Origin of the sequence: Pseudomonas sp. B40(2017), from assembly GCF_002112855.1 — a bacterium.
Classification (GTDB): Bacteria; Pseudomonadota; Gammaproteobacteria; order Pseudomonadales; family Pseudomonadaceae; genus Aquipseudomonas; species Aquipseudomonas pharyngis.
In genome coordinates, this window is sequence record NZ_NEIT01000001.1 from 310,361 (window position 1) to 334,949 (window position 24,589).

Below are 24,589 nucleotides of genomic sequence, written 5' to 3' on the forward strand. Positions count from 1 at the left end.
AGAGAGAGCACAACATGGGATTGTTCGATTACAAAAACGCCGACGGCAAAGCGCTGTACAGCGACGCCATCGCCCTGACGCTGTATGCCTACACGCCGACCGGGCAGGCCTTGCCCGGCACTGGCTGGAAGCCGATCGGCGCCACGGCGCTGGGCTATCAGGGCAAGGTCGGGGCGCAGGGCACGTTTTTCGGCGAGAAGGACGGCTTCACCAGCGCCGAAGCCGAAGTGCTCGGCAAATACGACGCCGCGGGCAAGCTGATCGGCATCGGCGTGGCCTTCCGGGGCACCGGTGGATTGGGTTACAGCGATACCTTCGGCGACATGAAAAACAACCTGTTGGCCGCCATCGGCCCGTCGGACTACGCCACTCAGTACGCGAAAAATGCTTTCGACAACCTGCTCAAATCGGTGGCCGCGTTCGCCGTCGCCCATGGCATCGCGTCCAAGGACGTGTTGATCAGCGGCCACAGCCTCGGCGGTCTCGGGGTCAACAGCGTGGCAGAGTTGAGCGCGAGCAACTGGGGCGGGTTCTTCAAGGACGCCAACTACATTTCGTTCGCTTCGCCGACCCAGAGCAGCACCGGCAACAACGTGCTGAACATCGGCTACGAGAACGACCCGGTGTTCCGCGTGCTCGACGGCACCACGTTCAGTACCGCGTCGATGGGCAAACACGACAAGCCGCACGATTCGACCACCGACAACATCGTCAACTTCAACGACAACTACGCGTCCACCGCGCAGAACCTGGTGCCGTTCAGCATCGCCAATCCGCTGAACTGGTCGGCCCACAGCTCGCTGGGGTATGCCGACGGTCTGAATCGGGTGATCGCGTCGAAGTTCTACGGCCTGACGCATAAGGACTCGACGATCATCGTCTCCAACCTTGAAGAAGCGTCGCGGGGCAAGACCTGGGTCGAGGATCTGGGCCGCAGCGGCGAACCGCACACCGGCAGCACGTTCATCATCGGCACCGACAGCGGTGACTGGCTCAAGGGCGGGGCGGGCAACGACTTCCTGGAAGGTCTGGGCGGCGATGACCGTTTCCGTGACGACGGCGGCTTCAACATCCTGCTCGGTGGCCAGGGCCACAACACCTTCGAGCTGCAAAAGCCGCTGCAGAACTTCAGCTTCGCCAACGACGGTGACGGCACCCTGTACGTGCGTGACGCCTACGGCGGCATCAGCATGACCCGTGACATCGGCGCGCTGGTGAGCAAGGAGTCGGGTTCGTGGTGGGGCAGCAAGGAAATCGCCTGGACCGTCACCGCCAAAGGCCTGGCCAACGGTGCCGAACTGACCCAGTACAACCATTCGCTCAGCGGCGGCGCCATGGGCGACACCCTCAAAGCCACCGCCGACGGCGACTGGCTGTTCGGCCTGGGCGGCAACGATCACCTGCAAAGCGACAAGGCCCACGTGACCTTCGTCGGTGGCGCCGGCAATGACGTGATGAGCGCGGTGGGTGGCAACAACACCTTCCTGTTCAGCGGCACCTTCGGTTTTGACGCGATCAATGGCTACCAGGGCAGCGACAAACTGGTGTTCATGGGCGTCGAGGGTGCAGGGCAGGGCTACGACTACAAACAACACGCGTCGCAGTCCGGAAGCGATACCGTGCTGAAGATTGGCGACTTTGCCGTGACGCTGGTTGGGGTTGGTGTGGCTAACCTGTCGGATTCGAGTTTCGTCTTCGCCTGACAAACGAAAGTTGTACTGAAATGCTCCGGGGCGCCTCGGGAGGGGCGTTCTGGTTGTGAGCTATCTCTGAACAATTCCAACAAAGAGAGAGGCAACAGCAATGGGTGTGTATGACTACAAGAATTTCGGTACGGCGGATTCCAAGGCGCTGTTCAGCGACGCCATGGCCATTACGCTGTATTCCTACCACAACCTCGATAACGGCTTTGCCGTCGGTTATCAGCACAACGGCTTCGGCCTCGGTTTGCCGGCCACGCTGGTGACCGCGCTGATCGGCGGCACGGATTCCCAGGGGGTGATCCCCGGCATTCCGTGGAACCCCGATTCGGAAAAAGCCGCGCTCGATGCGGTGAAAAAAGCCGGCTGGACCCCGATCACCGCCTCGCAACTGGGTTACGAGGGCGAGACCGATGCCCGCGGCACCTTTTTCGGTGAAAAGGCCGGCTACACCAGCGCCCAGGTGGAAATCCTCGGCAAATACGACGCTCAAGGCCATCTCACGGAAATCGGCATCGCCTTTCGTGGCACCAGCGGCCCGCGGGAAATCCTGATCGGCGATTCCATCGGTGACGTAATCAACGACTTGCTCGCCGCGTTCGGCCCCAATGATTACGCCAGGAACTACGTCGGCGAAGCGTTCGGCAACCTGATGAACGATGTGGTGGCGTTCGCCAAGGCCAACGGCCTGAGCGGCAAGGACGTGCTGGTCAGCGGCCACAGCCTCGGCGGGCTGGCGGTCAACAGCATGGCCGACTTGAGCACCAGCAAATGGGGCGGGTTCTTCCAGGATTCCAACTACATCGCCTACGCCTCGCCGACCCAGAGCAGCACCGACAAGGTGCTCAACGTCGGCTACGAAAACGATCCGGTGTTCCGCGCCCTCGACGGCTCGACCTTCACCGGCGCCTCGCTCGGCGTGCACGACGCGCCCAAGGAGTCGGCGACCGACAACATCGTCAGCTTCAACGACCACTACGCCTCGGCGGCGTGGAACGTGCTGCCGTTCTCGATCGTCAACATTCCGACCTGGATCTCGCACCTGCCGACCGCCTATGGCGACGGCATGAACCGGGTGATCGAGTCGAAGTTCTACGACCTGACCAGCAAGGACTCGACGATCATCGTCGCCAACCTGTCGGATCCGGCGCGGGCCAACACCTGGGTGCAAGACCTGAACCGCAACGCCGAAACCCACAAGGGCAGCACCTTCATCATCGGCAGCGACGGCAATGACCTGATCCAGGGCGGCAACGGCAACGATTACCTGGAGGGCCGCGCCGGCAACGATACGTTCCGCGATGGTGGGGGTTACAACATCCTGCTCGGCGGCTCGGGCAACAACACCCTGGAGTTGCAGAAGTCGGTCAATACCTTCGACTTCGCCAACGACGGCGCCGGCAACCTGTACATCCGCGATGCCAACGGCGGGATCAGCATCACCCGCGACATCGGCAGCATCGTCACCAAGGAGCCGGGCTTTCTCTGGGGCCTGTTCAAGGACGACGTGACCCACAGCGTCACTGCGACCGGTTTGAAGGTCGGCAACAACGTCACCCAGTACGAATCGAGCGTAAAGGGCACCGGCGGTGCCGACACCCTCAAGGCCAAGGCCAGCGGAGACTGGCTGTTCGGCCTGGACGGCAACGACCACCTGATCGGCGGGGCGGGCAACGACGTATTCGTCGGCGGAGCCGGCAATGATCTGCTGGAGTCGGGCGGCGGGGCGGATACCTTCCTGTTCAGCGGCGCATTCGGCCAGGATCGCGTGGTGGGTTACACCGCCAACGACAAACTGGTGTTCCTCGGCGTGCAGGGCGTATTGCCCAACGACGACTTCCGCGCCCATGCCACGGCGGTGGGGCAGGACACGGTGCTGAAATTCGGCGCTGATTCGGTGACGCTGGTCGGGGTTGCGTTGAACAGCCTGAGTGCCGACGGGATCGTGATCGCCTGAGGTTGATCGGGCGCCAGTAACGGCCTTTTCGCGAGCAGCCACACACCACGTATTTTCTGCAACTTGGTCAATGCGGGGAGGGGCTTGCTCGCGAGCGTCAAAGCGTGGTCACTGAAGTGGTCGTTTTTTTGACAGCAACACTAGTCGGGCCAATTTGATTCGAAAGCACCGTCATATATTTTTTCCATCCGATCGCTAAGCCGACCGATATAAGTCGGCTTGACCACATAACTCGCGTCACTCATCGCCATCTATTTCTGCGAGAGTTGGGCGCTCCCAGCCGTGGGCGACGAAAAGCTCGAGGATATCAGCATATTCAGCTTCTGCTCTCCTTTGCTGAATTAGCTGATAGAAACGATCTTTTGCCTCTCTGGTTGGCAAATCGCGAATCCCAGCATCTCGTAGCAAGCCAAGTAAAAAACCAGGGGTAGCTCCAGCATCCCAACATTGTGAGTTCGTCATGAGTTTATCCAGCAGAAGATCAAACTGGCCACTTGTGAGATGGCCTGAGAACGGCGCGAGTAATCTTCGAAAATTGCCCTCTGATCCTCGGTAGCTACCAGAATCAGCATAAAAATCGACTGCTGGTCTCCACAGGTCTGGAAGTGGGAATACACCGACGGCGAGTGCCAGCTGGGACTCATTCAAGTTTTCTATGACATCCAGCAGCGCCTCTCGAAACGTCGGCAAAGATACGCCCGCCAGTATGCGAAAGTCCGGCGCATTGGCTGGGTCAAAATTTGCTGCGGTTTCTTGCAGGGCGGTTTGAGTAGCGGGCTGCAGTTGAGGCCAAAAAGCAGGTAGTTCCGACAAAAATGATATCGCCCTCGGTCGAGTCTGAGGCTCAGAATTGTCAATGAGCCTCAAAATTGTCGTAGACAGATCAGGCCATGCATCGGGAGCGCGGTCACGCAGAGCAATCAAAGAGTGACAAATCTTTTTCTGATGAGCCTCCCATTCTGCTGGAGTACCTTTAAGTAACGATTTAGCCAAAATTGTTCCAAAATTCTGAACATTCTGTGTTTTTATGCGCCTCAAATAACGCTGGTCTACGTAGTTGTGGATGCTATCAGCATCGGCAGGAAATCCCGCAGACTGGACATCTAGACTGAAAAATTCATAAATCGCTTTTCCCTGACGAGGTTCACGCGACAGTACGCAATCAATGACGTTAACGAGATGAAGCCGTACCAACTCCGGCGAAGGCTCGAAAAGCTCAGCCTCTGCTGAAAACGCAGGGTGGGCGCAGAGGTGCCTATCTTGTCGCAAACGCCCTAAATGCCTTTTGGCAATACCGTCAATGACCTGTGTCGTATCCACGGCATGGTCAAGAATCTCAGCTTCCAGACTCAATAATTTTGGAATATTGTCGGCAGCGGTTGCGGCATCCCATTGCCTGATGAACTCGGTTGCCGCCGCGTCTCCATCGGCACTAATCTCGCGATACTTGGCTATGAGATCGTAAGCAAGGGCGACCCATAGTGAGGTAAGAGCCCCACGAAGGGCTCCGGCCTTGTAGGCTTTCACAGCATCCAGAAAGTAACGCCTTGAGGCAGAGTGTCGAATTTGGGTTACTAAAATGTCTAGGTCAACAAAGCCAATATCCATATTTGTCTATACCTTAATGGTGAGAAAAACACACGCTAGAAGAAACCGTTTCGCTGCCTTATGCGTTCGAAATGCAGCGTACGCTAATGATTGCAGCAGATTCAGCACTGTCTCTATCGAGCTCGCACCTATATTGCAATGGAAAGCTAAATGTTGCTATTCGACCTACTGAAGCTTTGGGAGCCGGCCTTCACTGCGCCTCGAGCAAAGGTTCACCTCGCAAGACATAACGGTAAGGAGCATCCGCTTGATGTATTCCTTGAAGGCAGATTTGACAAGTGGCAATCCTGGCAGAGTAACCAAAGCTTCAAAAAGGAATTCGTCGTATCGCTTATCCAAGCTGGTCGCCCAACTCGATGGCTCTTCGCGGGCCTGTTCCGCAAGGTCAGCTGTATCCCTTACAGTGAACCTCGCCGTCACTATTTATACGAACTTGAGCGAATCCAAGCGGCAGAGGAATGGGTAGGACGCCTATATCTCGATAGCCAGTACAAGAATCGCCACTCTTACCCCCTAGGTACTACTTTGGCGCATGATTTGGTAATCCGAGAGCTATTGCCCAAGCGCCTGACCATCGGCGATTTCCCAGGTTACAAGTCGGTGAATCTGACCAAGGAGCACCTTGACATCGTCGTTCGGCAAGATGCTTCTACATGGCGAGCAGCACTGGCAAACGTAAAGGGAATTTACCTGATCACCGACAGCGCCACTGGTAAGCTATATGTGGGCAAAGCTGATGGGGAAGACGGGATATGGGGGCGATGGCGCACTTACGCGTCCACTTCGCATGGAGGCAACGTAGCTTTAAAAAAAGAATTCGGCATTGAGACGATGCCCGAGCGGAAATACGATCTACGATTCTCAATCCTTGAGATCGCGGATCTACATGCGATGAGCAGCGAAATTGCCGCACGAGAAAATCATTGGAAAGAAGTGCTACTGACTCGCGTGCACGGCTACAACCTCAATTAAGACTGCGGCCCTCCCTGAATCTGCGCGTAACGAGCGTAAAAACCGCGAGGTGTACAACATAACGCAGTAACTTCAGATCAACGGTGACAACAAATTATCTTCAAGAAAGAGGTTAAAATGGCAAAGCTCACCATCAATATCGAAGCAGATAGTCCAGATCAAATATCTACCTTACTTGACATGGCGCTCAGAGAACTGAAGCGCCAAAGCGGTAAAAACGAACGTGAGTTTACTCAGAGCATGGTTGGCCACCAGACAGGTACTGTCGGGACCTACACTGTTGAATATGCTGCTCCAGCCCAATACGACTGGGCAAAAGACTTGGATCTCGATGACCCCTTCGGCTTCAATGATGTCGACAAGCCGAAAACACCAAAGCCGATTGAAGGTTATACCCATCCTAGCGGATGGGTTACAGATGCCGTCTTGTTGATCAATGATCCTAATCAGCCTCTCCTGACTGAAGGACGACTTTTTGATTACATGAGTCAAATCAGAGGCCGCCACATCTACTTACTTTTAACTGAGTTGGGTGTGGCAACAGTCGCTAGTGATTACCTTCAGCTAAAGCCGAACCAAGATTAGGTTTGGGCCCCAGGACGAGAATTGGTGAGTGCACTTTTGATAATGGCGATTTGATCCTCATCAAAACTCCCGTCGAAACCAAAAACATTGACATCATGAAAAGTGACTCACCAGCCACTCCCTGACTCCAATCCCTGCACCAATAGGAAATGCGGCCTAAAGCCATGACGTCGACGTTCGTCATTCAAGGGCTGCCAACGAGTACAGGAGATTCACACGTGAAAGGTTTCAAGGGGTATATCGGTGTTGCGGGGCTTGTGCTGCTGTCGGCCAATGCCTGGGCCGATCTGCCTCACAGCTCGATTCTGAGCCGCTATGGCGTGACACCCGATCAACTGCCAGAGCCGGCCAAAAGCGAAGACGCCAAACCCGTCGAAGAAAAAAGCCGCTTTCATATCCAGCCCGAACAACCGTTCGTGACGATTCGCATCGGCGAAGACCATGAGCCGGAAATGACCGGAAATCTGAGCATCGACCGCATGGCGCAACAGGAGCGTCAGCGCTGCCAACGTTTGCAGGAAGAACTGGTTCGCCGTGGCGAGCGTCCCTTCAGTTGCGACGGCTCTCTCCCGGGCATGGCGTTACCACGCTGATGAATGCAAAAAAGGCTGCGATCCCATAGGGTTCGCAGCCTTTTTTGATGTTTTATCCGTCAGTCTTCTTTGCGCACCGTGGCCACTTCGTCGGCACGTACGCGGACTTTGGCACCGGAAATATCCTTGAACTCGTAGAAGCCATCCTCGGTTTTGGTATCGGGCATGTCTTCGGTCAGGTACTGGGTGCCGTTCTGCAGGGTGACCACCGTTGGCGTCGAGCAACCGGCCAGCGTCAACAGCGCAGCGACTGCCAGCGGGATACCCAAGGTTTTGATTTTCATAGGACGGCTTCCTCATTCATTTCGACCATTGTCGGTCCTCTAACGCGGTTGGTGCCGTGACACCCGGAAAAGTTCGATGGCCAAGTGAAAAAAACTGCTTTGCCGATGCCACTGATCCTTTTCCGTTTGCGCCCGCCGGGACAGGCTGGTATCTGTACGCATAACCAGTACTCGCTTGCCATGGCCCCGAATCTACCGTGACTGCCAATCCCCTTGACGACCCGTTCTATTACCTCAACAACTTCCGCCAGGTGCTTGATTGGCTTGAGCTTCGCTACGTCGATGTCATGAGCGAAACGGAACATGCCTTCATTCGCGACTTCAAGGCGCTGCCGCGTCCGTCCCAGGGTTTGCTGGTGCGTATGGTGATGCGCAAGGGTGTACATTTCCGGGCCAGCAAGCTGAATTACACGGAAATCGGCGACATCGCCGAAGCGGCGCAACCACTGCTGGAGCATGGCTGGCTCGATGAACAGGCACCGTTGACGATGGTGGAGCTGTTCGAGGTGTTGCTGAAGGCGGAGCTTCTGCAAGCCTTTGGCCCGGCCATCGACCAGCCTAAAAGCAAGAAAGTCGACTGGCTACCGCTGCTGCACGAACAATTCCCCGAGCCACGCAGTTTCCAGCAATGGTGTCCGACGCTGGCCGACCGGCTGTTCAGCCTGACATTGATGGACCTGTGCGACCGTTTTCGCATGATGTTTTTCGGCAACCTCTATCAGGACTGGTCAGAGTTCGTGCTCGCCGACCTTGGCATTTTCACCTACGAAAAAGTCGAATTCAGCGCCGATTCCCGTGGCTTGCGCAGCCGTGCCGACGTCGATGCGTGCCTGTTTCTGCACAACTGCCAGCTGTATTTCGAAGCGGGCGAACCACTGGAACCGATCGTCGAACAGGTCGCCGCGTTGCATTTCGACAACCCGTGGCTGCAACGCCGGCGCGGCAAGCTGTTGTTCCAGATCGGCCAATACTGCGAGCGCCTCGGCGAATTCGCCCTGGCGCTGAAGATCTATCGCGACTGCGCCTATCCCGGCGCGCGATTGCGGATGATCCGCGTGCTGGAGCGCAGCGCCGAATATGCGTTGGCTCTGGAACTGGCGGTCATTGCCGAGCAGGCGCCGGAAACCGCCACCGAACAACAGGGCCTGCAACGGCTGGTGCCGCGTTTGCGGCGCAAGCTCGGCGGCCCACCGATCAAGCGCACGGCGCCCGGCATGGTGGAACGGCTGGACCTGCATCTGCCGCGTCTCGATCCGGCGTTGTCGGTGGAATATCACGTTCAGGCGCACCTGCACGAAGAAACGGGCCCGGTGCATTACGTGGAAAACAGCCTGATCAATTCACTGTTCGGCCTGTTGTGCTGGCCGGCGATCTTCGCACCATTGCCGGGCGCTTTCTTTCACCCGTTCCAGCGCGGGCCGGTGGATCTGCTCAATGAAGACTTCCAGCTCCGACGCGCCGAGCTGTTCCAGGCCTGTCTGGCCGAACTCGACGATGGCCGTTATGCCGACACCATCCGCGCGCGGTTCACCACCAAATGGGGTGTGCAGTCGCCGTTCGTGTTCTGGGGCGCGCTCAATGAAGAACTGCTGGAGCAAGCTTTGGCCTGTCTGCCGGCCGAACACCTCAAGCACTGGTTCAGCCGTCTGCTGCTGGACATCAAGGCCAATCGCGCCGGCATGCCCGACCTGATCCAGTTCTGGCCGCAGCACAAGACCTACCGGATGATCGAAGTCAAAGGGCCCGGCGATCGTTTGCAGGACAACCAGCTGCGCTGGCTGGAGTTCTGCAACACGCATCGGATGCCGGTCGCCGTGTGTTACGTGCAATGGGCGGAGCAGGGCGCTTGAGCTACAGCATCGCGGTGCGGGCGCTGTGCGAATTCACCGCAAAAACCGGTGACCTCGACTTGCGCTTCACGCCGTCGCCGACCGCGCTGGAGGGCATCGCCGGGCATCGCACGGTGGCGTCCCGGCGCAACGAGGCCTACCAGAGCGAAGTGGCGCTGGAGGGCGCATTCGGGCCATTGAAGGTCAAGGGCAGGGCGGACGGCTACGACCCGACGCAGAACTGCCTGGAAGAGGTCAAAACCTACCGTGGCGACCTGAGCAAGCAACCGGCCAATCACCGTTCGTTGCATTGGGCCCAGGCGAAGATCTACGGCTGGTTGATGTGCTGTCGATTGCAGCTTGAGCAAATCAACCTGGCGCTGGTGTATTTCGACATCGTCACGGAAAAGGAAACCTGCCTGGTCGAGGTTTTCAGCGCCGAAGCGCTGCGGCAGTTCTTCGAACAACAGTGCGGTTTGTTCCTGGCGTGGGCCGAACAGGAAATGGCCCACCGCGAAACGCGCAACCGGGCGGCGCAGCAGCTGGGTTTTCCTCATGCTGCCTTTCGCCCCGGCCAGCGTCACCTCGCCGAATCGGTGTTCAAGGCCGTCAGCACCGGCCGCTGCCTGATGGCCCAGGCTCCCACCGGCATCGGCAAGACTCTCGGCACCCTGTTTCCGATGCTCAAGGCCCTGACGCCGCAGAAACTGGACAAGGTCTACTTCCTCACCGCCAAGACGCCCGGACGCAAACTGGCGCTGGATGCAGCGCAAGTGCTGTTCGATCACAGCGAAACCTTGCCCCTGCGGGTGCTGGAAATGGTCGCCCGGGACAAGGCCTGCGAACACCCGGACAAGGCCTGTCACGGCGAATCCTGTCCGTTGGCCCAAGGCTTTTACGACCGTTTACCCGCCGCCCGTGAGGCTGCCAGTCAATTGCGCCTGCTGGATCAGACCGCGCTGCGAGACGTCGCGGCGCAACACGCGGTGTGTCCGTATTACCTGAGCCAGGAAATGGCCCGCTGGGCCGACGTGGTGGTGGCGGACTATAACTATTACTTCGATTTCAGCGCGCTGCTGTTCGGTCTGGCCCAGTTCAATCAATGGAACGTTGCGGTGCTGGTGGACGAGTCGCACAACCTGGTCGAGCGCGGGCGGCAGATGTACAGCGCCACCCTCGATCAGGCGACATTGGGCAGCGTGCGCAAAACCGCGCCCGAGGTCCTGAAAAAGTCGTTGCAACGGGTCAATCGTGAATGGAACGCGCTGCACAATGACCAGTTGGCGCCGTATCAGGCCTACGACAAGGTGCCGGAAAAACTGCTGCAGGCGCTCTCATCCTGCACGGCGAGCATCGGCGACTACCTCAACGATCACCCGCAAGGGCTCGACAGCGGATTGCAGAACTTCTACTTCGAGATGCTGCAGTTCGGTCGGGTGGCGGAACTGTTCGACGCGCATTACCTGTTCGACATCAGCAAACGCGATCTCGAACGCAAACGCCCGTTATCGCAACTGTGCCTGCGCAACGTGGTGCCGGCGGCATTTATCGGCCCGCGCCTGAGCGCGGCACGCAGCAGCGTGCTGTTTTCCGCCACCCTCAGCCCGCGCCACTATTACGCGGATTTGCTCGGCACCCCGGCCGACACGGTCTGGATCGACGTCGAGTCGCCGTTCAGCGCCGACCAATTGCAGGTGCAGATCGTCAGCCGGATTTCCACGCGTTTCGCGCATCGTCAGGCGTCGCTTGAACCGATCGTCGATTTGATCGCCCGCCAGTTCAGTGAACGTCCGGGCAACTACCTGGCGTTCTTCAGCAGCTTCGATTACCTGCAACAGGTTGCGCAGTTACTGGCCGAGCGCCACCCGCAGATCACCCTGTGGCAACAATCCCGGGGCATGGCCGAAGGCGCGCGGCAGGATTTTCTCGACCAATTCACCGCCGACAGCCAAGGCGTGGGCTTCGCTGTGCTCGGCGGCGCCTTCGGTGAAGGCATCGATCTGCCCGGCGCGCGGCTGATCGGCGCGTTCATCGCCACCCTCGGACTGGCCCAGCTCAACCCGGTCAATGAACAGATGAAGCGCCGTATGGCGGCGATCTTCGGTGCCGGCTACGACTACACCTATCTTTTCCCCGGCGTGCAGAAAGTGGTGCAGGCTGCCGGGCGGGTAATCCGCACCCAGCAGGATCGCGGCGTGGTGATGCTGATCGATGATCGCTTCGCCGAAAGTCGCATCAGGCAGTTGTTGCCGCGCTGGTGGCATCTCGATCACACAGAAGACGCTGTCCATTCCCCCGGTTTGACGCATACTCCTGTCATTGAGAATTTGCTTTGAGCCAAGCCTGATGAGCGAGAACAAGAAGTCCGCTGCAATCGAAGACATGCGCTTTCGTTTGCTGATCGATGCGGTGGTCGATTACGCGATCTACATGATCGACCCCGAAGGCATCATCACCAGCTGGAATTCCGGCGCCAAACGCTTCAAGGGTTACGAAGAAGCCGAGATCCTTGGCGAGCACTTTTCAAGGTTCTACACCGACGAAGATCGCGCCAACGGTTTGCCGCAACGGGCGCTGGACACGGCGATCCGCGAAGGCCGGTTCGAAGGTGAGGGCTGGCGGGTACGCAAGGATGGCACGCATTTCTGGTGCCACGTGGTGATCGATCCAATTTTCAGTCCGAGCGGGCAACTGCTCGGGTTTGCCAAGATCACCCGCGACCTGACCGACCGCAAGATGGCCGAAGAAACCCTCAAGCAGAGCGAACAGCAGTTTCGCCTGCTGGTGCAGGGCGTTAGCGACTACGCGATCTACATGCTCAGCCCGGACGGCCGCGTGTCCAACTGGAACCCTGGTGCGCAGCGGATCAAGGGCTACAGGCCGGAAGAGGTCATCGGCCAGCACTTTTCGATGTTCTACACCCCTGAAGATCGTGAGATCGGCGAACCCCAGCGCGCTCTGGAAACCGCCGCGCGCGAGGGCCGTTTCGAGAACAAGAGCTGGCGTCTGCGCAAGGACGGTACGCGATTCCTGGCGCATGTGGTGGTCGATGCGATTCGCGGTGAAACCGGAACGCTGCTTGGTTTCGCCAAGATCACCCGTGATGTGACCGAAGCCACAGAGGCCCAGCACGCACTGGAGAAAACCCGTGAAGCGCTGTTTCAGGCGCAGAAAGTGCAGGCCATCGGTCAACTCAGCGGCGGCATTGCCCACGACTTCAACAATCTGCTGACGGTGATCCTCGGTAATCTGGAGATCGTGCGCAAACGTGTAGGCGACGACCCGAAGGTCAGCCGCCTGCTGGAGAACGCCACTCAGGGAGCATTGCGCGGCGTATCGCTGACCCAACGCATGCTGGCCTTCGCCCGGCGTCAGGAGCTCAAGACCGAACCTGTCGACATTGCGAAGCTGGTGCAGGGCATTACCGGGCTGCTGCGCAGTTCGCTGGGGCCGGGGATCCGCATCGAAACGCAGTTTCCCGGGGATCTGCAAGCGGTGCTGGCCGACAGCAACCAGCTCGAACTGGCAGTGCTCAACCTGGCAACCAACGCCCGTGACGCCATGCCGGACGGCGGCAGCGTCACCCTCAGTGGCGAGCCGGAAGTGGTGCTCGAGCAGAGCGATTCGACCTTGGCAGCCGGGCGCTATGTCTGTCTGCGGGTGACCGATACCGGGGAAGGCATGGACGCTGATACGCTGGCGTCGGCAACCGATCCGTTTTTCACCACCAAGGGTTTGGGCAAGGGCACCGGCCTGGGATTGTCGATGGTCCATGGCTTCATCGAACAACTGGGCGGTCGGTTCATTCTGAAAAGTATCAAGGGGCAGGGCACCACCGCTGAACTCTGGTTACCGGTCGCCATCGACGGAGTCGCGACCCAATCGCCTGGCACGATGGTGTCCACCGTTACAGTGCCGCGCCTCAGCGTACTGGTGGTGGATGATGACAGTCTGGTGCGTACCAGTACCGTCCTGCTGCTGGAAGACCTCGGCCATCGGGTAATCAGCGCCGCCTCTGGTACCCACGCGCTCGAGCTGTTTGACCAGGGAGAGGTCATCGACCTGATGATCACCGACATGGCCATGCCGCATATGAGCGGCGCGCAACTGGCTCATGCCGTGCGTTTGCTCAAGCCGGATCTGCCGATCATTCTCGCCACCGGCTTTGCCGAACGCCTCGAAGGCTTCGCAGCGGGGTTGCCACGGCTGTCGAAACCGTTCAATCAGATGAATCTTGTAACGATTATTGCCCAGACGATGAAACGAACCGGGGCTGAATCCGGCTGAACTTGTCCGCGACGGGGCGGCTCCAAACGCTTTGCCTTTCGGAGCGTTCGTACCGTGCCACGCATACTGACCCAACCGACCGCCGAAGAAACCCTGACTGAACACAACGCGAAGATGTTCGGTTCACCCAAGGAACGGCTGGATTTCTACCGCCGGGAAATCCAGTACGAAACCAGCATTCTGGCCAACCGAACCGACGCCTATCTGGCGGCGCAATCGTTTCTGGTGATTGCCTTCGCGTCCTGCATGGCCAACCTCAACCCCGAGTGGGGCAAGTTGTTCACCCTGGTGGTGCCACCGTTCCTGGCCTTGCTCGGCCTGCTCAGTTCGCTCAATGCCTGGCCGGGGATTCGCGCCGCCTACGACATCATCGATCATTGGCACTACAAGCAAAGTGAATTGCTGCGCAGCGAACCCCTGATGGGCCTGGCTTATGACGAATCGCCGTTATTCAGCGAAATGGAGTCGAGCCACAAGGGGTATCGCAAGTCATTGCTGTTTTCCATTCGTACGCCGTGGATTTTCGCCACATTCTGGATGTTGCTCGGCAGCTATGCCTTCTATATTCAGGTGACCAATCCGGGAGGATGAATGACACCCCGCTATCAAGCCCGGTCATCATGGCCGGGCTTTTTTCGCCCGTTTCGGTTCTTGCGCCGCTCATAGCTGGCGAGGATCGGCTGGGTGCTGACGCCGTGCAGCAGAATGCTCAGCGCCACCACCGACAGGGTCAGGTCGGTACACAGCGTCGCCACGCTGTCGCCCAACCCATGGTTCAGCGCATAGAAGAGATAGAACAGACTGCCGATCCCACGAATACCGAACCAGCCAATCAATAACCGTTGGCGCCCCGCGAGCAGCGATCCCCACGGCATCAACCCCACGCAGACCGGGCGGATGACGCAGAACAGCACGCCGCCGACCAACAGCGCCCGCCAATCCCAGTGACTGACCAGCACCACGCCCAGCAGGGTAACCAGAAACACTTCCATCGCCCGTTCCACCAGACCGCCGAACGCGAGCATGTCGCCCATCATGATGCCGGCGGCCACCTGGCTGTCTTCCAGCCGCTCGGTATCGCCGTGCACCGCCTGCTGCGGCTCGACGTTCTGATGACCGACCACCGGTTGCACCATGTGCTCGGCGGGCGGTTGGTGGGCGCCGGTGGATTTGACTTCCTCCTGACGCAAGCCAAGGCCGGCGGCGAATACCGACAGAAAGCCGTAGCCACCAATGGATTCAGCCACGACATACGCCAGCGCAATCAACGCCAGGGCCAGATAGTCATTGGGGCTCAGGGTGCTGTCATCGTTGCGAATGCGCAGCGACAAGGTGAGTCGACCGATGCCACGGCCCATCCAGTAGCCGCAAAGCAACCCGGCCGGAACCGCCCACAAAAGGCTGCGCAGTACCCAGTCGGGCCACTCGGCGGCAAACCCTTCACCGTGCAGCAGCAACAGCCCGAGGATCACGAAGGGAAATGCAACGCCGTCGTTGAGCCCGGCCTCGCCGGACAGGCCGAAACGCACGCTGTCGACGTCCCGCGCATCGTTGACCTGCACCAGCGCCGCGAGCACCGGGTCGGTCGGAGCCAGAATCGCTCCGATCAACAGCGAAGGGCCCCAATTCAGATCCAGGCCAAAATGCAGCAACAGGCAGACGCCAATGATCGTCAGCACCATCACCGGGCCCGCCAGACCGAATGCAATCCGCCAGCGTTTGTCGCGCAACGGCAACCGCAACTTCAAACCACAGACGAACAGGGAAAACAGCACCGCGACTTCGGTCAGGTGTTCCATCCACAAAGAGGCTTCGTCCAGCGGCAGTTTCAGCAGATCAAGCCCTGCCGGCCCTATGCCGACGCCCAGCAGCAGGCAAACAGCCGAGGTCGTGACCGGCATCCAGCGCAGGTACGACGATGTCAGCGCCAGGGTCAGCAGCACGGCACCGAGCACCGCCACCCAGATGATGAAGCTCATGACGCGCGGCCCGTAAGGTCAGTTCGATGCCGCCCCGACATGATCGGCCTAACCTGCAGTCGTGCGCAGGTATTCCGGCGTCAGCACGTTGAACCACAGCAGGATCATCGACACCAACAACGTCACCAGCACCAGCAGCGCCACACCCCAGACACTGGCCGAGTACAACAGGCCCTGTTCCTTGCGCTCGTGCATGAAGGTCGGCAGGCCGACGAACAACAGGAATGTCGAATAGATCGATGCAGCGCCGAGCACCAGCACCGCCAGCCAGCGGCTGGGGTACAGGCCGGCGAGACCGGCGATGAAAAACGGGGTGACGGTGTACGCCGCGAAACCGATGCACTGGTTGAGTGTCGGCCGGGCATCGAAGGTACGCGACATCCAGCGGATGAAACCGCCAATGATCGCCACGCCGACCACGATGGTGATATAGAGCAGGACACTCAGCTGCAAGGCGCTGGCACTGCTGAGCCTCACGGTTTCACCCACTGCCAGGCTCCAGCCGACATACGTGGTGCCAATGAACAGGCACACCGCCGGGACGAGGGCCAGCAACAGCAGGTGAGCAAGGTAATGACGCGGATGTGCCTCTTCTTCGCGGCGGATGTCCGTCCAGGCAAAGTTCGGCTGGGTGAAGAGTTTGATAATAGGCGCAGACATGACGACCTCCTGATCTCTTGCAACCCGAACGGGCCATGAAGGTATGGAGAGGTCGCCGTGTCCAGCGGTTCACTTTTTCTGGCAGGCGGTTCAGAGCATCGGTTTGCCGCCGGTCACGCCGTAGCGCTGGCCGGTGATGTAGCTGGCTTCATTCGATGCCAGCAGTACATAGATCGGCGCGACCTCCACTGGCTGGCCGGGACGCCCGAGTGGTGTTTGCTCGCCAAAATGCTGCACTTCCTCATCCGGCATGGTCGAGACAATCAGCGGCGTCCAGATCGGTCCCGGCGCCACGCAATTCACGCGGATTTCCCGCGGGCCGAGCATCTGCGCCAGTCTTCCGGTGAAGTTGGCGATGGCGCCTTTGGTGGTGGCGTAGGCGAGCAGGGTGGGCTTGGGCATGTCCGAGTTGATCGAACTGGTGTTGATGATGGAGGAGCCAGGTCCCATGTGTTTGATCGCGGCCTGACACAGGCGGAAGATCGCGGTGATGTTAACGTCGAAGGTCATCACCCATTCGTCGTCGGGAATCTCCTCGAAGGTTTCGTGGGTCATCTGGAAGGCGGCGTTGTTGACCAGCACGTCGATGCGGCCGAAGCGCTCGACGGTTTGGTCCACCAACGCCTGGCACTGGGCTTTCTGGGCAATGTCTCCAGGCAGCAACAGGCACTGGCGACCGGCCTGTTCGACCCAGCGCGCGGTTTCCTTGGCATCTTCGTGTTCATTTAAATAGGCGACCGCTACATCGGCACCTTCGCGGGCAAATGCGATCGCCACCGCCCGACCGATGCCACTGTCGGCACCGGTGATCAAGGCAATCTTGCCGGCCAGCCGACCGGAGCCGGTGTAGCTCTGTTCGCCGCAATCAGGATACGGCTCCATCTTGCGCTGTGAACCGGGAACCGGCTGCGCCTGTTTCGGGAACGGGGGTTTTGGATAGTCGGTCATCGTCAATCTCCGGGTCTCATGGCAAGTAGGCCGGTTGACCCGACCCGCTTGCGCTGAGTTCGATCGGATTGACGCTTGGATTTGCCCTGACTTGATTACCGGGACTTGAGGGCTCGCTCCATCCGGGCGATGCCTTCCTCCAGCATCGAACGCGGGCAACCGAAGTTCAGGCGCACGAATTGCTGGCTGTGGTCGCCAAAGTCCAGACCCGGGCTGAGGCCGACCCGGGCGTGGTCCAGGAAGAACTTCTGCGGGTCGTCCAGATCCAGCGCCGAGCAGTCGAGCCAGGCCAGGTACGTGCCTTGCGGCACATTAATGGTCACCCCGGGCAAGCGGTTGCGCACGGCGTCCACCAGCCAGTCACGGTTGGCTTGCAGGTACTGCTTCAGCGCCTCAAGCCACGGACCGGCTTCGCTGTAGGCCACGCGGGTGGCTTCCATGCCCAGCGGATTGACGCTGTCGACCATGCCGCAGCGGGCATGGTTGACGCGCTCGCGCAGGGCAGCGTCCTGGATGATCATGAAAGAAGTCTTGAGGCCGGCGATGTTATAGGCCTTGCTCGCCGACATCAGGGTGATGGTGCGGCGGGATATTTCCGGGCTCAGGGACGCAGTCGGAATGTGCACGCGGCCGTCGTAGCACAACTCGGCGTGGATCTCGTCGGAGATGATCCAGGCGTTCTGCGCCACGCAGATGTCTGCCACGGCTTGCAGTTCTTCACGGCCGAAGACCTTGCCGATCGGGTTGTGCGGGTTGCTCAGCAGCAGAGCGCCGCCACCGTTCAGGGACTCACGCAGTACGTCCAGCGGGGTGGCGTAGGTGCCGTCGGCCTGGGCGTTGAATTCCAGTTCGACCTTGTTCAGGCCCCAATGGCCCGGTGCATGACGCAGCGGCGGGTAGTTCGGGGTTTGCACCACGACGTTCTGCTGCGGTTGCACCAGCGCCTTGAGCGCCATGTTGAAACCCGATTCCACCCCCGGCAGGAAGATCAGCTCTTGCGGTTTGATCCGCCAGGCGAACTTGTTCCAGAGGTCGGCGACGATGGCCTCGCGCAGGTTGTCCTGGGCCACGCTGTAGCCCACCAACGGGTGCAGCAGACGTCGTTGCAGCGCCTCGATGACCACCGGCGGGGCGGCGAAATCCATGTCAGCGACCCACATCGGCAACACGTCGGCCGGGTAGCGGCTCCACTTGGTGCTGCCGGTGTCGTGGCGGTCGAATACCTGATCAAAATCGAAAGTCATGCGCGGTCTCTGAAGGCGGAGATGGGTCGTGCCCGCCATGATAAGCCCATGCCCTTGAAGGAGCACACAAAACCTGTGGGAGCGAGCTTGCTCGCGAATGCGTCTGGTCAGGCAGCATCAATGTTGAATGACACACCGCTTTTCGCGAGCAAGCTTGCTCCCACAGGGAGGTGATGCTCCGACAAACGGCCGACGGTCGGTTTTCACACAGGTCGCAGAGGCTTTGTCTACAGTGAAAAAGTCGGCACTCGTGTGCCGCAACCGTGATTGTCCAGAACAAACCCGGCACCAGTACCGGGTTCCACCTGATCAGGAGTGCACGATGGATCTCAGCCGTCGTCAGTTCTTCAAGGTCGCCGGTATCGGCCTTGCAGGCTCTAGCCTGGGCGCGTTGGGCATGGCCCCGACGCAGGCCTTCGCCGAGCAGGTGCGCCACTTCAAGCTTGCCCACACCCATGAAACCCGCAACACCTGCCCGTATTGCTCGGTCGGCTGCGGCTTGATCATGTACAGCCAGGGCGATGCCGCGAAGAATGTTGCGCAAAACATCATCCATATCGAGGGCGACGCCGACCACCCGGTCAACCGCGGCACCCTGTGCCCCAAAGGCGCCGGCCTGCTGGATTTCATTCACAGCCCCGGCCGCTTGCAGTACCCGCAGGTGCGCAAGCCCGGCAGCAGCGAATGGACCCGGATCACCTGGGACGAAGCCCTCGACCGCGTCGCCGACCTGATGAAGGCCGACCGCGATGCCAATTTCGTCGAGCAGAACGCCCAGGGGCAAACGGTCAATCGCTGGCTGACCACCGGATTCCTCGCGGCGTCGGCGGCGTCCAACGAAGCGGGTTACATCACCCACAAGGTGGTTCGCAGTCTCGGCATGCTGGGGTTTGATAACCAGGCGCGTGTCTGACACGGCCCGACGGTGGCAAGTCTTGCCCCGACGTACGGCCGTGGAGCCATGACCAACACCTGGACCGATATCGCCAATGCGAATCTGATCCTGGTGATGGGCGGCAACGCAGCAGAAGCCCACCCTTGTGGCTTCAAATGGGTGACCGAAGCCAAGGCGCATAACGCCGCGCGGCTGATTGTGGTCGATCCGAGGTTTACCCGGACCGCATCCGTGGCCGACTACTACGCGCCGATTCGCACCGGCAGCGACATCGCGTTCATGGGCGGGCTGATTAATTACCTGCTGACCGAGGACAAGATCCAGCACGAATACGTGCGCAACTACACCGACGTATCGTTCATCGTCAGAGCCGGATTCGGCTTCGAGGACGGGCTGTTCACCGGTTACGACGCGGCCAAGCGCAGCTACACCGACAAATCCACCTGGGGTTACGAACTGGGTGACGACGGCTTCGTCAAAGTCGATCCGACCCTGCAGGACCCGCGCTGCGTCTACCAATTGATGAAGCAGCATTACAGCCGCTACAACATCGACCTGGCGAGCCAGATCTGCGGCATGCCGGTCGATGCGATGAAAAAGATCTGGGAGGAAATCGCCACTTGCTCGGCGCCGGGCAAGACCATGACGATTCTTTATGCACTGGGCTGGACCCAGCACTCGATCGGCTCGCAGATCATCCGCAGCGCGGCGATGGTGCAACTGCTGCTGGGTAACGTCGGCATGCCCGGCGGCGGGGTCAACGCTTTGCGCGGGCACTCGAACATTCAGGGCCTGACCGACCTCGGTCTGCTGTCCAACGCGCTGCCGGGTTACCTGACCTTGCCGACCGACGCCGAGCAGGATTACGCGGCCTTCATCCATAAACGCACGCAAGTCCCGCTGCGGCCGGGGCAATTGTCCTACTGGCAGAACTACAGCAAATTCCACGTCAGCCTGATGAAAGCCTGGTACGGCGCCAATGCCACCGCCGAGAATCAGTGGGCCTACCATTACCTGCCGAAACTCGACATCCCCAACTACGACATCCTCAAGGTGTTCGACCTGATGGGGCAGGGCAAGGTCAACGGCTACATGTGCCAGGGCTTCAACCCGATTGCCGCGTTGCCGGACAAGAACCGGGTGATGGCGGCACTGGCCAAACTGAAATGGCTGGTGGTGATGGACCCGCTGGCCACCGAAACCTCGCAGTTCTGGGAACACGTCGGGCCGTTCAACGATGTGAAGAGCGCCGACATCCAGACCGAAGTCATCCGCCTGCCAACGACGTGCTTTGCCGAAGAGGACGGCTCGCTGGTCAACAGCAGCCGCTGGCTGCAATGGCACTGGAAAGGTGCCGACGGCCCGGGCGAGGCGCGCACCGACGTGCAAATCATGAGTGCGCTGTTCCTGCGTCTGCGTGAGCGATATCAGGCGGAGGGCGGCAAATTCGCCGACCCGCTGTTGAAACTGTCGTGGCCGTACAAGATCGCCGAAGAACCCTCGCCGGAAGAGATCGCCAAAGAGGTCAACGGCTACGCCACCACCGATTTCACCGACGCCACGGGTGCGGCGATCAAGGGCAATTCGCAACTGGCCGGGTTCGCCCAGCTCAAGGATGACGGCAGCACTGCGTCCGGCTGCTGGATTTTCTGCGGCAGCTGGACCGAAGCCGGCAACCAGATGGCCCGCCGCGACAACAACGACCCTTACGGCATGCATCAGCATCAAGGCTGGGCGTGGGCCTGGCCGGCCAACCGGCGGATTCTGTACAACCGCGCTTCGGCGGACGTCGCCGGCAAACCCTGGGATCCGAAAAAACGCCTGGTCTGGTGGAACGGCAAAGCCTGGGGCGGCACCGACGTGCCGGACTACAAGGCCGACGTACCGCCGGAAGCCGGGATGAACCCGTTCATCATGAACCCCGAAGGCGTGGCGCGGTTCTTCGCCGTCGACAAGATGAACGAAGGGCCATTCCCCGAGCACTACGAGCCGTTCGAAACGCCGATCGGCATCAACCCGCTGCACCCGGACAACAAGAAAGCCACCAGCAACCCGGCGGCACGGATCTTCGATTCGGTGTGGGACAGCCTCGGCGTGGCCAAGGATTACCCGTACGCCGCCACCAGCTACCGGTTGACCGAGCACTTCCACTTCTGGAGCAAGCACTGCAAGTTGAACGCGATTGCCCAACCCGAGCAGTTCGTGGAGATCGGCGAAGTACTGGCCAAGGAGAAGGGCATCGTTGCCGGCGACCGGGTACGCGTAAGCAGCAAGCGCGGGTTCATTGAAGCGGTGGCGGTGGTGACCAAAAGGATCCGGCCGTTGCAGGTCAACAACCAGGTGGTGCACCAGATCGGCATCCCGCTGCACTGGGGCTTCACCGGCCTGACGCGCCACGGTTACCTGACCAACACCCTGGTGCCGTTTCTCGGCGATGGCAATACACAGACCCCGGAATCCAAGTCATTCCTGGTCAACGTGGAGAAGCTCTGATGGAGAATCTTTAGATGGCCAGCCAAGACATCATTGCCCGCTCGGCCACCACCACGCCGGCGCCTTCGATACGCGGCCAGGAACAGGTGGCCAAGCTGATCGACACCACCAAATGCATCGGCTGCAAGGCCTGTCAGGTCGCGTGCTCGGAATGGAACGAGCTGCGCGACGAGGTCGGCCACAACCATGGCACCTACGACAATCCGCAGGATTTGAGCGCCGATTCATGGACGCTGATGCGCTTCACCGAGCATGAAACCGACGCCGGTAACCTCGAGTGGCTGATCCGCAAGGACGGCTGCATGCACTGCGCCGAACCCGGTTGCCTGTCGGCGTGCCCCAGCCCCGGCGCGATCATCAAGCACGCCAACGGCATCGTCGATTTCGATCAGGATCACTGCATCGGCTGCGGTTATTGCATCACCGGCTGCCCGTTCAACATCCCGCGCATTTCGCAGAAGGACCACAAGGCCTACAAATGCACGCTGTGTTCGGACCGGGTGGCGGTGGGTCTGGAACCGGCCTGCGTAAAAACCTGCCCGACCGGGGCCATCGTGTTCGGCACCAAGGACGACATGAAGACCCACGCCGCCGAGCGCATCGTCGACCTGAAAAGCCGTGGCTTCGACAACGCCGGCCTGTATGACCCGCAAGGCGTCGGCGGCACCCACGTCATGTATGTGCTGCACCACGCCGACACCCCGAAAATCTACGCCGGCCTGCCGGACAACCCCGAGATCAGTCCGCTGGTGGGCTTGTGGAAAGGCATCAGCAAGCCGTTGGGTCTGCTGGCGATGGGCGCTGCGGTGCTGGCCGGGTTCTTCCATTACGTGCGGATCGGCCCGAACCGGGTCGAGGAAGATGAACATCCAGATCCGCCCGACACCTCGGTGCACGTCGTCGATCCGGCAGTGCACACCTTCGACCCACGCGGGGAGGGCCGGCCATGAGCAACAAGACGATCCTGCGCTACACCGCCAACCAGCGCACCAATCACTGGCTGGTGGCGATTCTGTTCTTCATGGCCGGGCTGTCGGGGCTCGCGCTGTTTCATCCGTCGATGTTCTGGCTGACAAACCTGTTCGGCGGCGGGCCGTGGACGCGAATCCTGCACCCCTTCATGGGCGTGCTGATGTTCGTGTTCTTCCTGGGCCTGGTGTTTCGCTTCTGGCGCTCGAACTTCTTCATCGACAACGACTGGAAATGGCTACGGCGCATCGACCGGGTGATGGTCAACGATGAAGAAACCGTGCCGGCGGTGGGCAAGTACAACGCCGGGCAAAAGCTGCTGTTCTGGACTTTACTGCTGTGCATGCTCGGATTGCTGTTCACCGGGCTGGTGATCTGGCGCGCGTATTTCAGTCACTACTTCGGTATCACCACGATCCGCTGGGCGATGTTGCTGCACGCTCTGGCGGGGTTTGTGCTGATCCTGAGCATCATCGTTCACATCTATGCCGGGATCTGGATCAAGGGCTCGGTGGACGCAATGATGCACGGCTGGGTCAGCCGCGCCTGGGCCAGGAAACACCATGCACTCTGGTATCGCGAGGTGGAAAGCCAGGATCCGCCAGAGCGACCGGTCACAAAAAAGGGCTGACAGTTGCCAACCATCCTCGAACCCGGAGAAATCGAAGCGGCGGCCAGTTCGCCGCCGTTTCTGCATTTGCCGCCACCCAACCTGTTCATGCTGCGAGCCCAGCGTCTGGAGCGTTTGGCCGAAGGACATCCGCTGGCCGATTACCTGCACCTGATCGCTGGATTGTGCCGCGTCCAGCAGCAGATCCTCGATGATCCGCCCTCGACCGCGCCGCTTGATGAACAGCGGCTGGAAGTCTGCCGGCAACACGGCATGCCGCCGTTTGCCGCCGACACCTTGATTCGCGAGGACACTTGGCAGCTGTATCTCGAGGCCTTGCTTCAGCGTTATGTCGCCCCCGAGCAACCGGCCGTGATCGAGGCCGTGACCACGCTGCGCATCGCCAGCCCCGGCCAGTTGCGCGCCTGGGCCGTGGCGCTGGTCAGCGGCCAGTATTCGCTGGTGCCGGCGGCGCTGGTGCCGTTTCTCGGGGCGGCGCTGCAAGCGGCGTGGAGTCACTGGCTGCTCAGCGCACCGAACCTGCAACTGACACCCGGCGACAGCCTCAGCCAGTGCCCGGCCTGTGGCTCGCCGGCCATGGCCGGGGTGATCCGCCATCGCGGCAAGCACAACGGCCTGCGTTATCTGGTGTGTTCGCTGTGCGCCTGCGAATGGCATGTGGTACGGGTCAAGTGCGTGTATTGCGAACAGAGCAAAGGCTTGGAATACCTGAGCCTTGAGGATGACCGCCACGCCGCCAATCAGGCGCCGCTGCGCGCCGAAGTCTGTCCGGGCTGCAACAGCTATCTGAAGTTGCTGTATCTGGAAAACGATGGCGAGGGCGAGGCACTGTCGGCGGATCTGGGCAGTCTGTTGCTCGACATGCGCCTGGCTCAGGATGGCTATCAGCGGCTGGCGCCGAATCTGCTGTTGGCGCCAGGAGACGAATGAGGCAAGGGTCTACACTCAGGCGCAT

Annotated in this window: 19 protein-coding genes; 13 read left to right on the plus strand and 6 right to left on the minus strand. The window is 60.0% G+C overall.

Annotation, left to right across the window (positions count from 1 at the left end; genetic code table 11):
- The first annotated feature begins 14 nt into the window (after window positions 1–14).
- Together CAF76_RS01335 and CAF76_RS01340 are read left to right on the plus strand one after the other, a co-directional pair.
- Entirely contained in the window at window positions 15–1,703 is a 1,689-nt protein-coding gene (locus tag CAF76_RS01335; RefSeq protein WP_085646541.1) for a polyurethanase, read from the plus strand.
- 100 nt (window positions 1,704–1,803) lie between these two features.
- Complete coding sequence (locus CAF76_RS01340) at window positions 1,804–3,657, plus strand: polyurethanase (RefSeq protein ID WP_085646542.1); 1,854 nt, start codon at window positions 1,804–1,806, stop codon at window positions 3,655–3,657.
- A 237-nt stretch (window positions 3,658–3,894) separates the two neighbouring features.
- On the opposite strand, the gene CAF76_RS01345 is transcribed toward CAF76_RS01340, so the two are convergent.
- On the minus strand, window positions 3,895–5,265 hold the full coding sequence (locus CAF76_RS01345) for a hypothetical protein (protein WP_085646543.1): 1,371 nt from the start codon (window positions 5,263–5,265) through the stop codon (window positions 3,895–3,897).
- Between the two features lie 150 nt (window positions 5,266–5,415).
- Here CAF76_RS01345 and CAF76_RS01350 point away from each other — a divergent pair, with 150 nt between their 5' ends.
- The 3 genes from CAF76_RS01350 to CAF76_RS01360 all read left to right on the plus strand — a co-directional run bounded on the left by CAF76_RS01350 (window position 5,416) and on the right by CAF76_RS01360 (window position 7,415).
- The gene (locus CAF76_RS01350; protein ID WP_085646544.1) at window positions 5,416–6,237 is read left to right on the plus strand and encodes a GIY-YIG nuclease family protein; all 822 of its coding nucleotides are present in this window, start codon (window positions 5,416–5,418) and stop codon (window positions 6,235–6,237) included.
- Window positions 6,238–6,354: 117 nt separating this feature from the next.
- The gene (locus CAF76_RS01355) at window positions 6,355–6,822 is read left to right on the plus strand and encodes a hypothetical protein (RefSeq protein WP_256579576.1); all 468 of its coding nucleotides are present in this window, start codon (window positions 6,355–6,357) and stop codon (window positions 6,820–6,822) included.
- Between the two features lie 218 nt (window positions 6,823–7,040).
- Window positions 7,041–7,415, plus strand: a complete 375-nt coding sequence (locus CAF76_RS01360) for a hypothetical protein (RefSeq protein ID WP_064596542.1) — start codon at window positions 7,041–7,043, stop codon at window positions 7,413–7,415.
- A gap of 59 nt (window positions 7,416–7,474) precedes the next feature.
- Here CAF76_RS01360 and CAF76_RS01365 read toward each other — a convergent pair whose 3' ends face one another.
- On the minus strand, window positions 7,475–7,699 hold the full coding sequence (locus tag CAF76_RS01365) for a YgdI/YgdR family lipoprotein (RefSeq protein ID WP_039768348.1): 225 nt from the start codon (window positions 7,697–7,699) through the stop codon (window positions 7,475–7,477).
- Between the two features lie 197 nt (window positions 7,700–7,896).
- Between CAF76_RS01365 and CAF76_RS01370 the strand changes: the two genes are divergently transcribed.
- The 4 genes from CAF76_RS01370 to CAF76_RS01385 are packed head-to-tail and all read left to right on the plus strand — an operon-like array spanning window position 7,897 to window position 14,406.
- On the plus strand, window positions 7,897–9,549 hold the full coding sequence (locus CAF76_RS01370; protein WP_085646545.1) for a VRR-NUC domain-containing protein: 1,653 nt from the start codon (window positions 7,897–7,899) through the stop codon (window positions 9,547–9,549).
- Complete coding sequence (locus CAF76_RS01375; protein ID WP_085646546.1) at window positions 9,546–11,864, plus strand: ATP-dependent DNA helicase; 2,319 nt, start codon at window positions 9,546–9,548, stop codon at window positions 11,862–11,864. Before CAF76_RS01370 ends, CAF76_RS01375 begins: the two co-directional genes overlap by 4 nt.
- Window positions 11,865–11,874: 10 nt before the next feature.
- Window positions 11,875–13,815, plus strand: a complete 1,941-nt coding sequence (locus CAF76_RS01380) for a PAS domain-containing sensor histidine kinase (protein WP_085646547.1) — start codon at window positions 11,875–11,877, stop codon at window positions 13,813–13,815.
- Between the two features lie 54 nt (window positions 13,816–13,869).
- Complete coding sequence (locus CAF76_RS01385; protein WP_064596549.1) at window positions 13,870–14,406, plus strand: hypothetical protein; 537 nt, start codon at window positions 13,870–13,872, stop codon at window positions 14,404–14,406.
- A 14-nt stretch (window positions 14,407–14,420) separates the two neighbouring features.
- Here the strand turns inward: CAF76_RS01385 and CAF76_RS01390 are convergent, their stop codons facing one another.
- The 4 genes from CAF76_RS01390 to CAF76_RS01405 form a co-directional block, all read right to left on the minus strand.
- Window positions 14,421–15,794: a sodium:proton antiporter gene (locus CAF76_RS01390; RefSeq protein WP_085646548.1), complete on the minus strand. Its 1,374-nt coding sequence runs from the start codon at window positions 15,792–15,794 to the stop codon at window positions 14,421–14,423.
- Window positions 15,795–15,842: 48 nt separating this feature from the next.
- Complete coding sequence (locus CAF76_RS01395) at window positions 15,843–16,454, minus strand: Yip1 family protein (protein ID WP_085610274.1); 612 nt, start codon at window positions 16,452–16,454, stop codon at window positions 15,843–15,845.
- Between the two features lie 90 nt (window positions 16,455–16,544).
- Window positions 16,545–17,402: a glucose 1-dehydrogenase gene (locus CAF76_RS01400; RefSeq protein ID WP_085646549.1), complete on the minus strand. Its 858-nt coding sequence runs from the start codon at window positions 17,400–17,402 to the stop codon at window positions 16,545–16,547.
- A 95-nt stretch (window positions 17,403–17,497) separates the two neighbouring features.
- Window positions 17,498–18,646: a MalY/PatB family protein gene (locus CAF76_RS01405; protein ID WP_085646550.1), complete on the minus strand. Its 1,149-nt coding sequence runs from the start codon at window positions 18,644–18,646 to the stop codon at window positions 17,498–17,500.
- A 322-nt stretch (window positions 18,647–18,968) separates the two neighbouring features.
- Between CAF76_RS01405 and fdnG the strand changes: the two genes are divergently transcribed.
- The 4 genes from fdnG to fdhE are packed head-to-tail and all read left to right on the plus strand — an operon-like array spanning window position 18,969 to window position 24,564.
- The gene (fdnG, locus tag CAF76_RS01415; protein ID WP_143491792.1) at window positions 18,969–22,034 is read left to right on the plus strand and encodes a formate dehydrogenase-N subunit alpha; all 3,066 of its coding nucleotides are present in this window, start codon (window positions 18,969–18,971) and stop codon (window positions 22,032–22,034) included.
- A gap of 14 nt (window positions 22,035–22,048) precedes the next feature.
- Entirely contained in the window at window positions 22,049–22,984 is a 936-nt protein-coding gene (fdxH, locus tag CAF76_RS01420; protein WP_085646552.1) for a formate dehydrogenase subunit beta, read from the plus strand.
- The gene (locus CAF76_RS01425) at window positions 22,981–23,634 is read left to right on the plus strand and encodes a formate dehydrogenase subunit gamma (RefSeq protein ID WP_011334113.1); all 654 of its coding nucleotides are present in this window, start codon (window positions 22,981–22,983) and stop codon (window positions 23,632–23,634) included. Before fdxH ends, CAF76_RS01425 begins: the two co-directional genes overlap by 4 nt.
- A 3-nt stretch (window positions 23,635–23,637) precedes the next feature.
- The gene (gene fdhE, locus CAF76_RS01430) at window positions 23,638–24,564 is read left to right on the plus strand and encodes a formate dehydrogenase accessory protein FdhE (RefSeq protein WP_064596558.1); all 927 of its coding nucleotides are present in this window, start codon (window positions 23,638–23,640) and stop codon (window positions 24,562–24,564) included.
- Window positions 24,565–24,589 lie beyond the last annotated feature (25 nt).

What these genes read in the sequence shown, in the direction of transcription:
- fdxH (WP_085646552.1), top strand. Translation starts at nt 22,049, where the DNA reads ATGGCCAGCCAAGACATCATTGCCCGCTCGGCCACCACCACGCCGGCG.
- CAF76_RS01350 (WP_085646544.1), top strand. Translation starts at nt 5,416, where the DNA reads ATGTTGCTATTCGACCTACTGAAGCTTTGGGAGCCGGCCTTCACTGCG.
- CAF76_RS01355 (WP_256579576.1), top strand. Translation starts at nt 6,355, where the DNA reads ATGGCAAAGCTCACCATCAATATCGAAGCAGATAGTCCAGATCAAATA.
- CAF76_RS01400 (WP_085646549.1), bottom strand. Translation starts at nt 17,402, where the DNA reads ATGACCGACTATCCAAAACCCCCGTTCCCGAAACAGGCGCAGCCGGTT.
- CAF76_RS01405 (WP_085646550.1), bottom strand. Translation starts at nt 18,646, where the DNA reads ATGACTTTCGATTTTGATCAGGTATTCGACCGCCACGACACCGGCAGC.
- CAF76_RS01365 (WP_039768348.1), bottom strand. Translation starts at nt 7,699, where the DNA reads ATGAAAATCAAAACCTTGGGTATCCCGCTGGCAGTCGCTGCGCTGTTG.
- CAF76_RS01340 (WP_085646542.1), top strand. Translation starts at nt 1,804, where the DNA reads ATGGGTGTGTATGACTACAAGAATTTCGGTACGGCGGATTCCAAGGCG.
- CAF76_RS01335 (WP_085646541.1), top strand. Translation starts at nt 15, where the DNA reads ATGGGATTGTTCGATTACAAAAACGCCGACGGCAAAGCGCTGTACAGC.
- CAF76_RS01390 (WP_085646548.1), bottom strand. Translation starts at nt 15,794, where the DNA reads ATGAGCTTCATCATCTGGGTGGCGGTGCTCGGTGCCGTGCTGCTGACC.
- CAF76_RS01425 (WP_011334113.1), top strand. Translation starts at nt 22,981, where the DNA reads ATGAGCAACAAGACGATCCTGCGCTACACCGCCAACCAGCGCACCAAT.
- CAF76_RS01395 (WP_085610274.1), bottom strand. Translation starts at nt 16,454, where the DNA reads ATGTCTGCGCCTATTATCAAACTCTTCACCCAGCCGAACTTTGCCTGG.
- CAF76_RS01345 (WP_085646543.1), bottom strand. Translation starts at nt 5,265, where the DNA reads ATGGATATTGGCTTTGTTGACCTAGACATTTTAGTAACCCAAATTCGA.
- CAF76_RS01380 (WP_085646547.1), top strand. Translation starts at nt 11,875, where the DNA reads ATGAGCGAGAACAAGAAGTCCGCTGCAATCGAAGACATGCGCTTTCGT.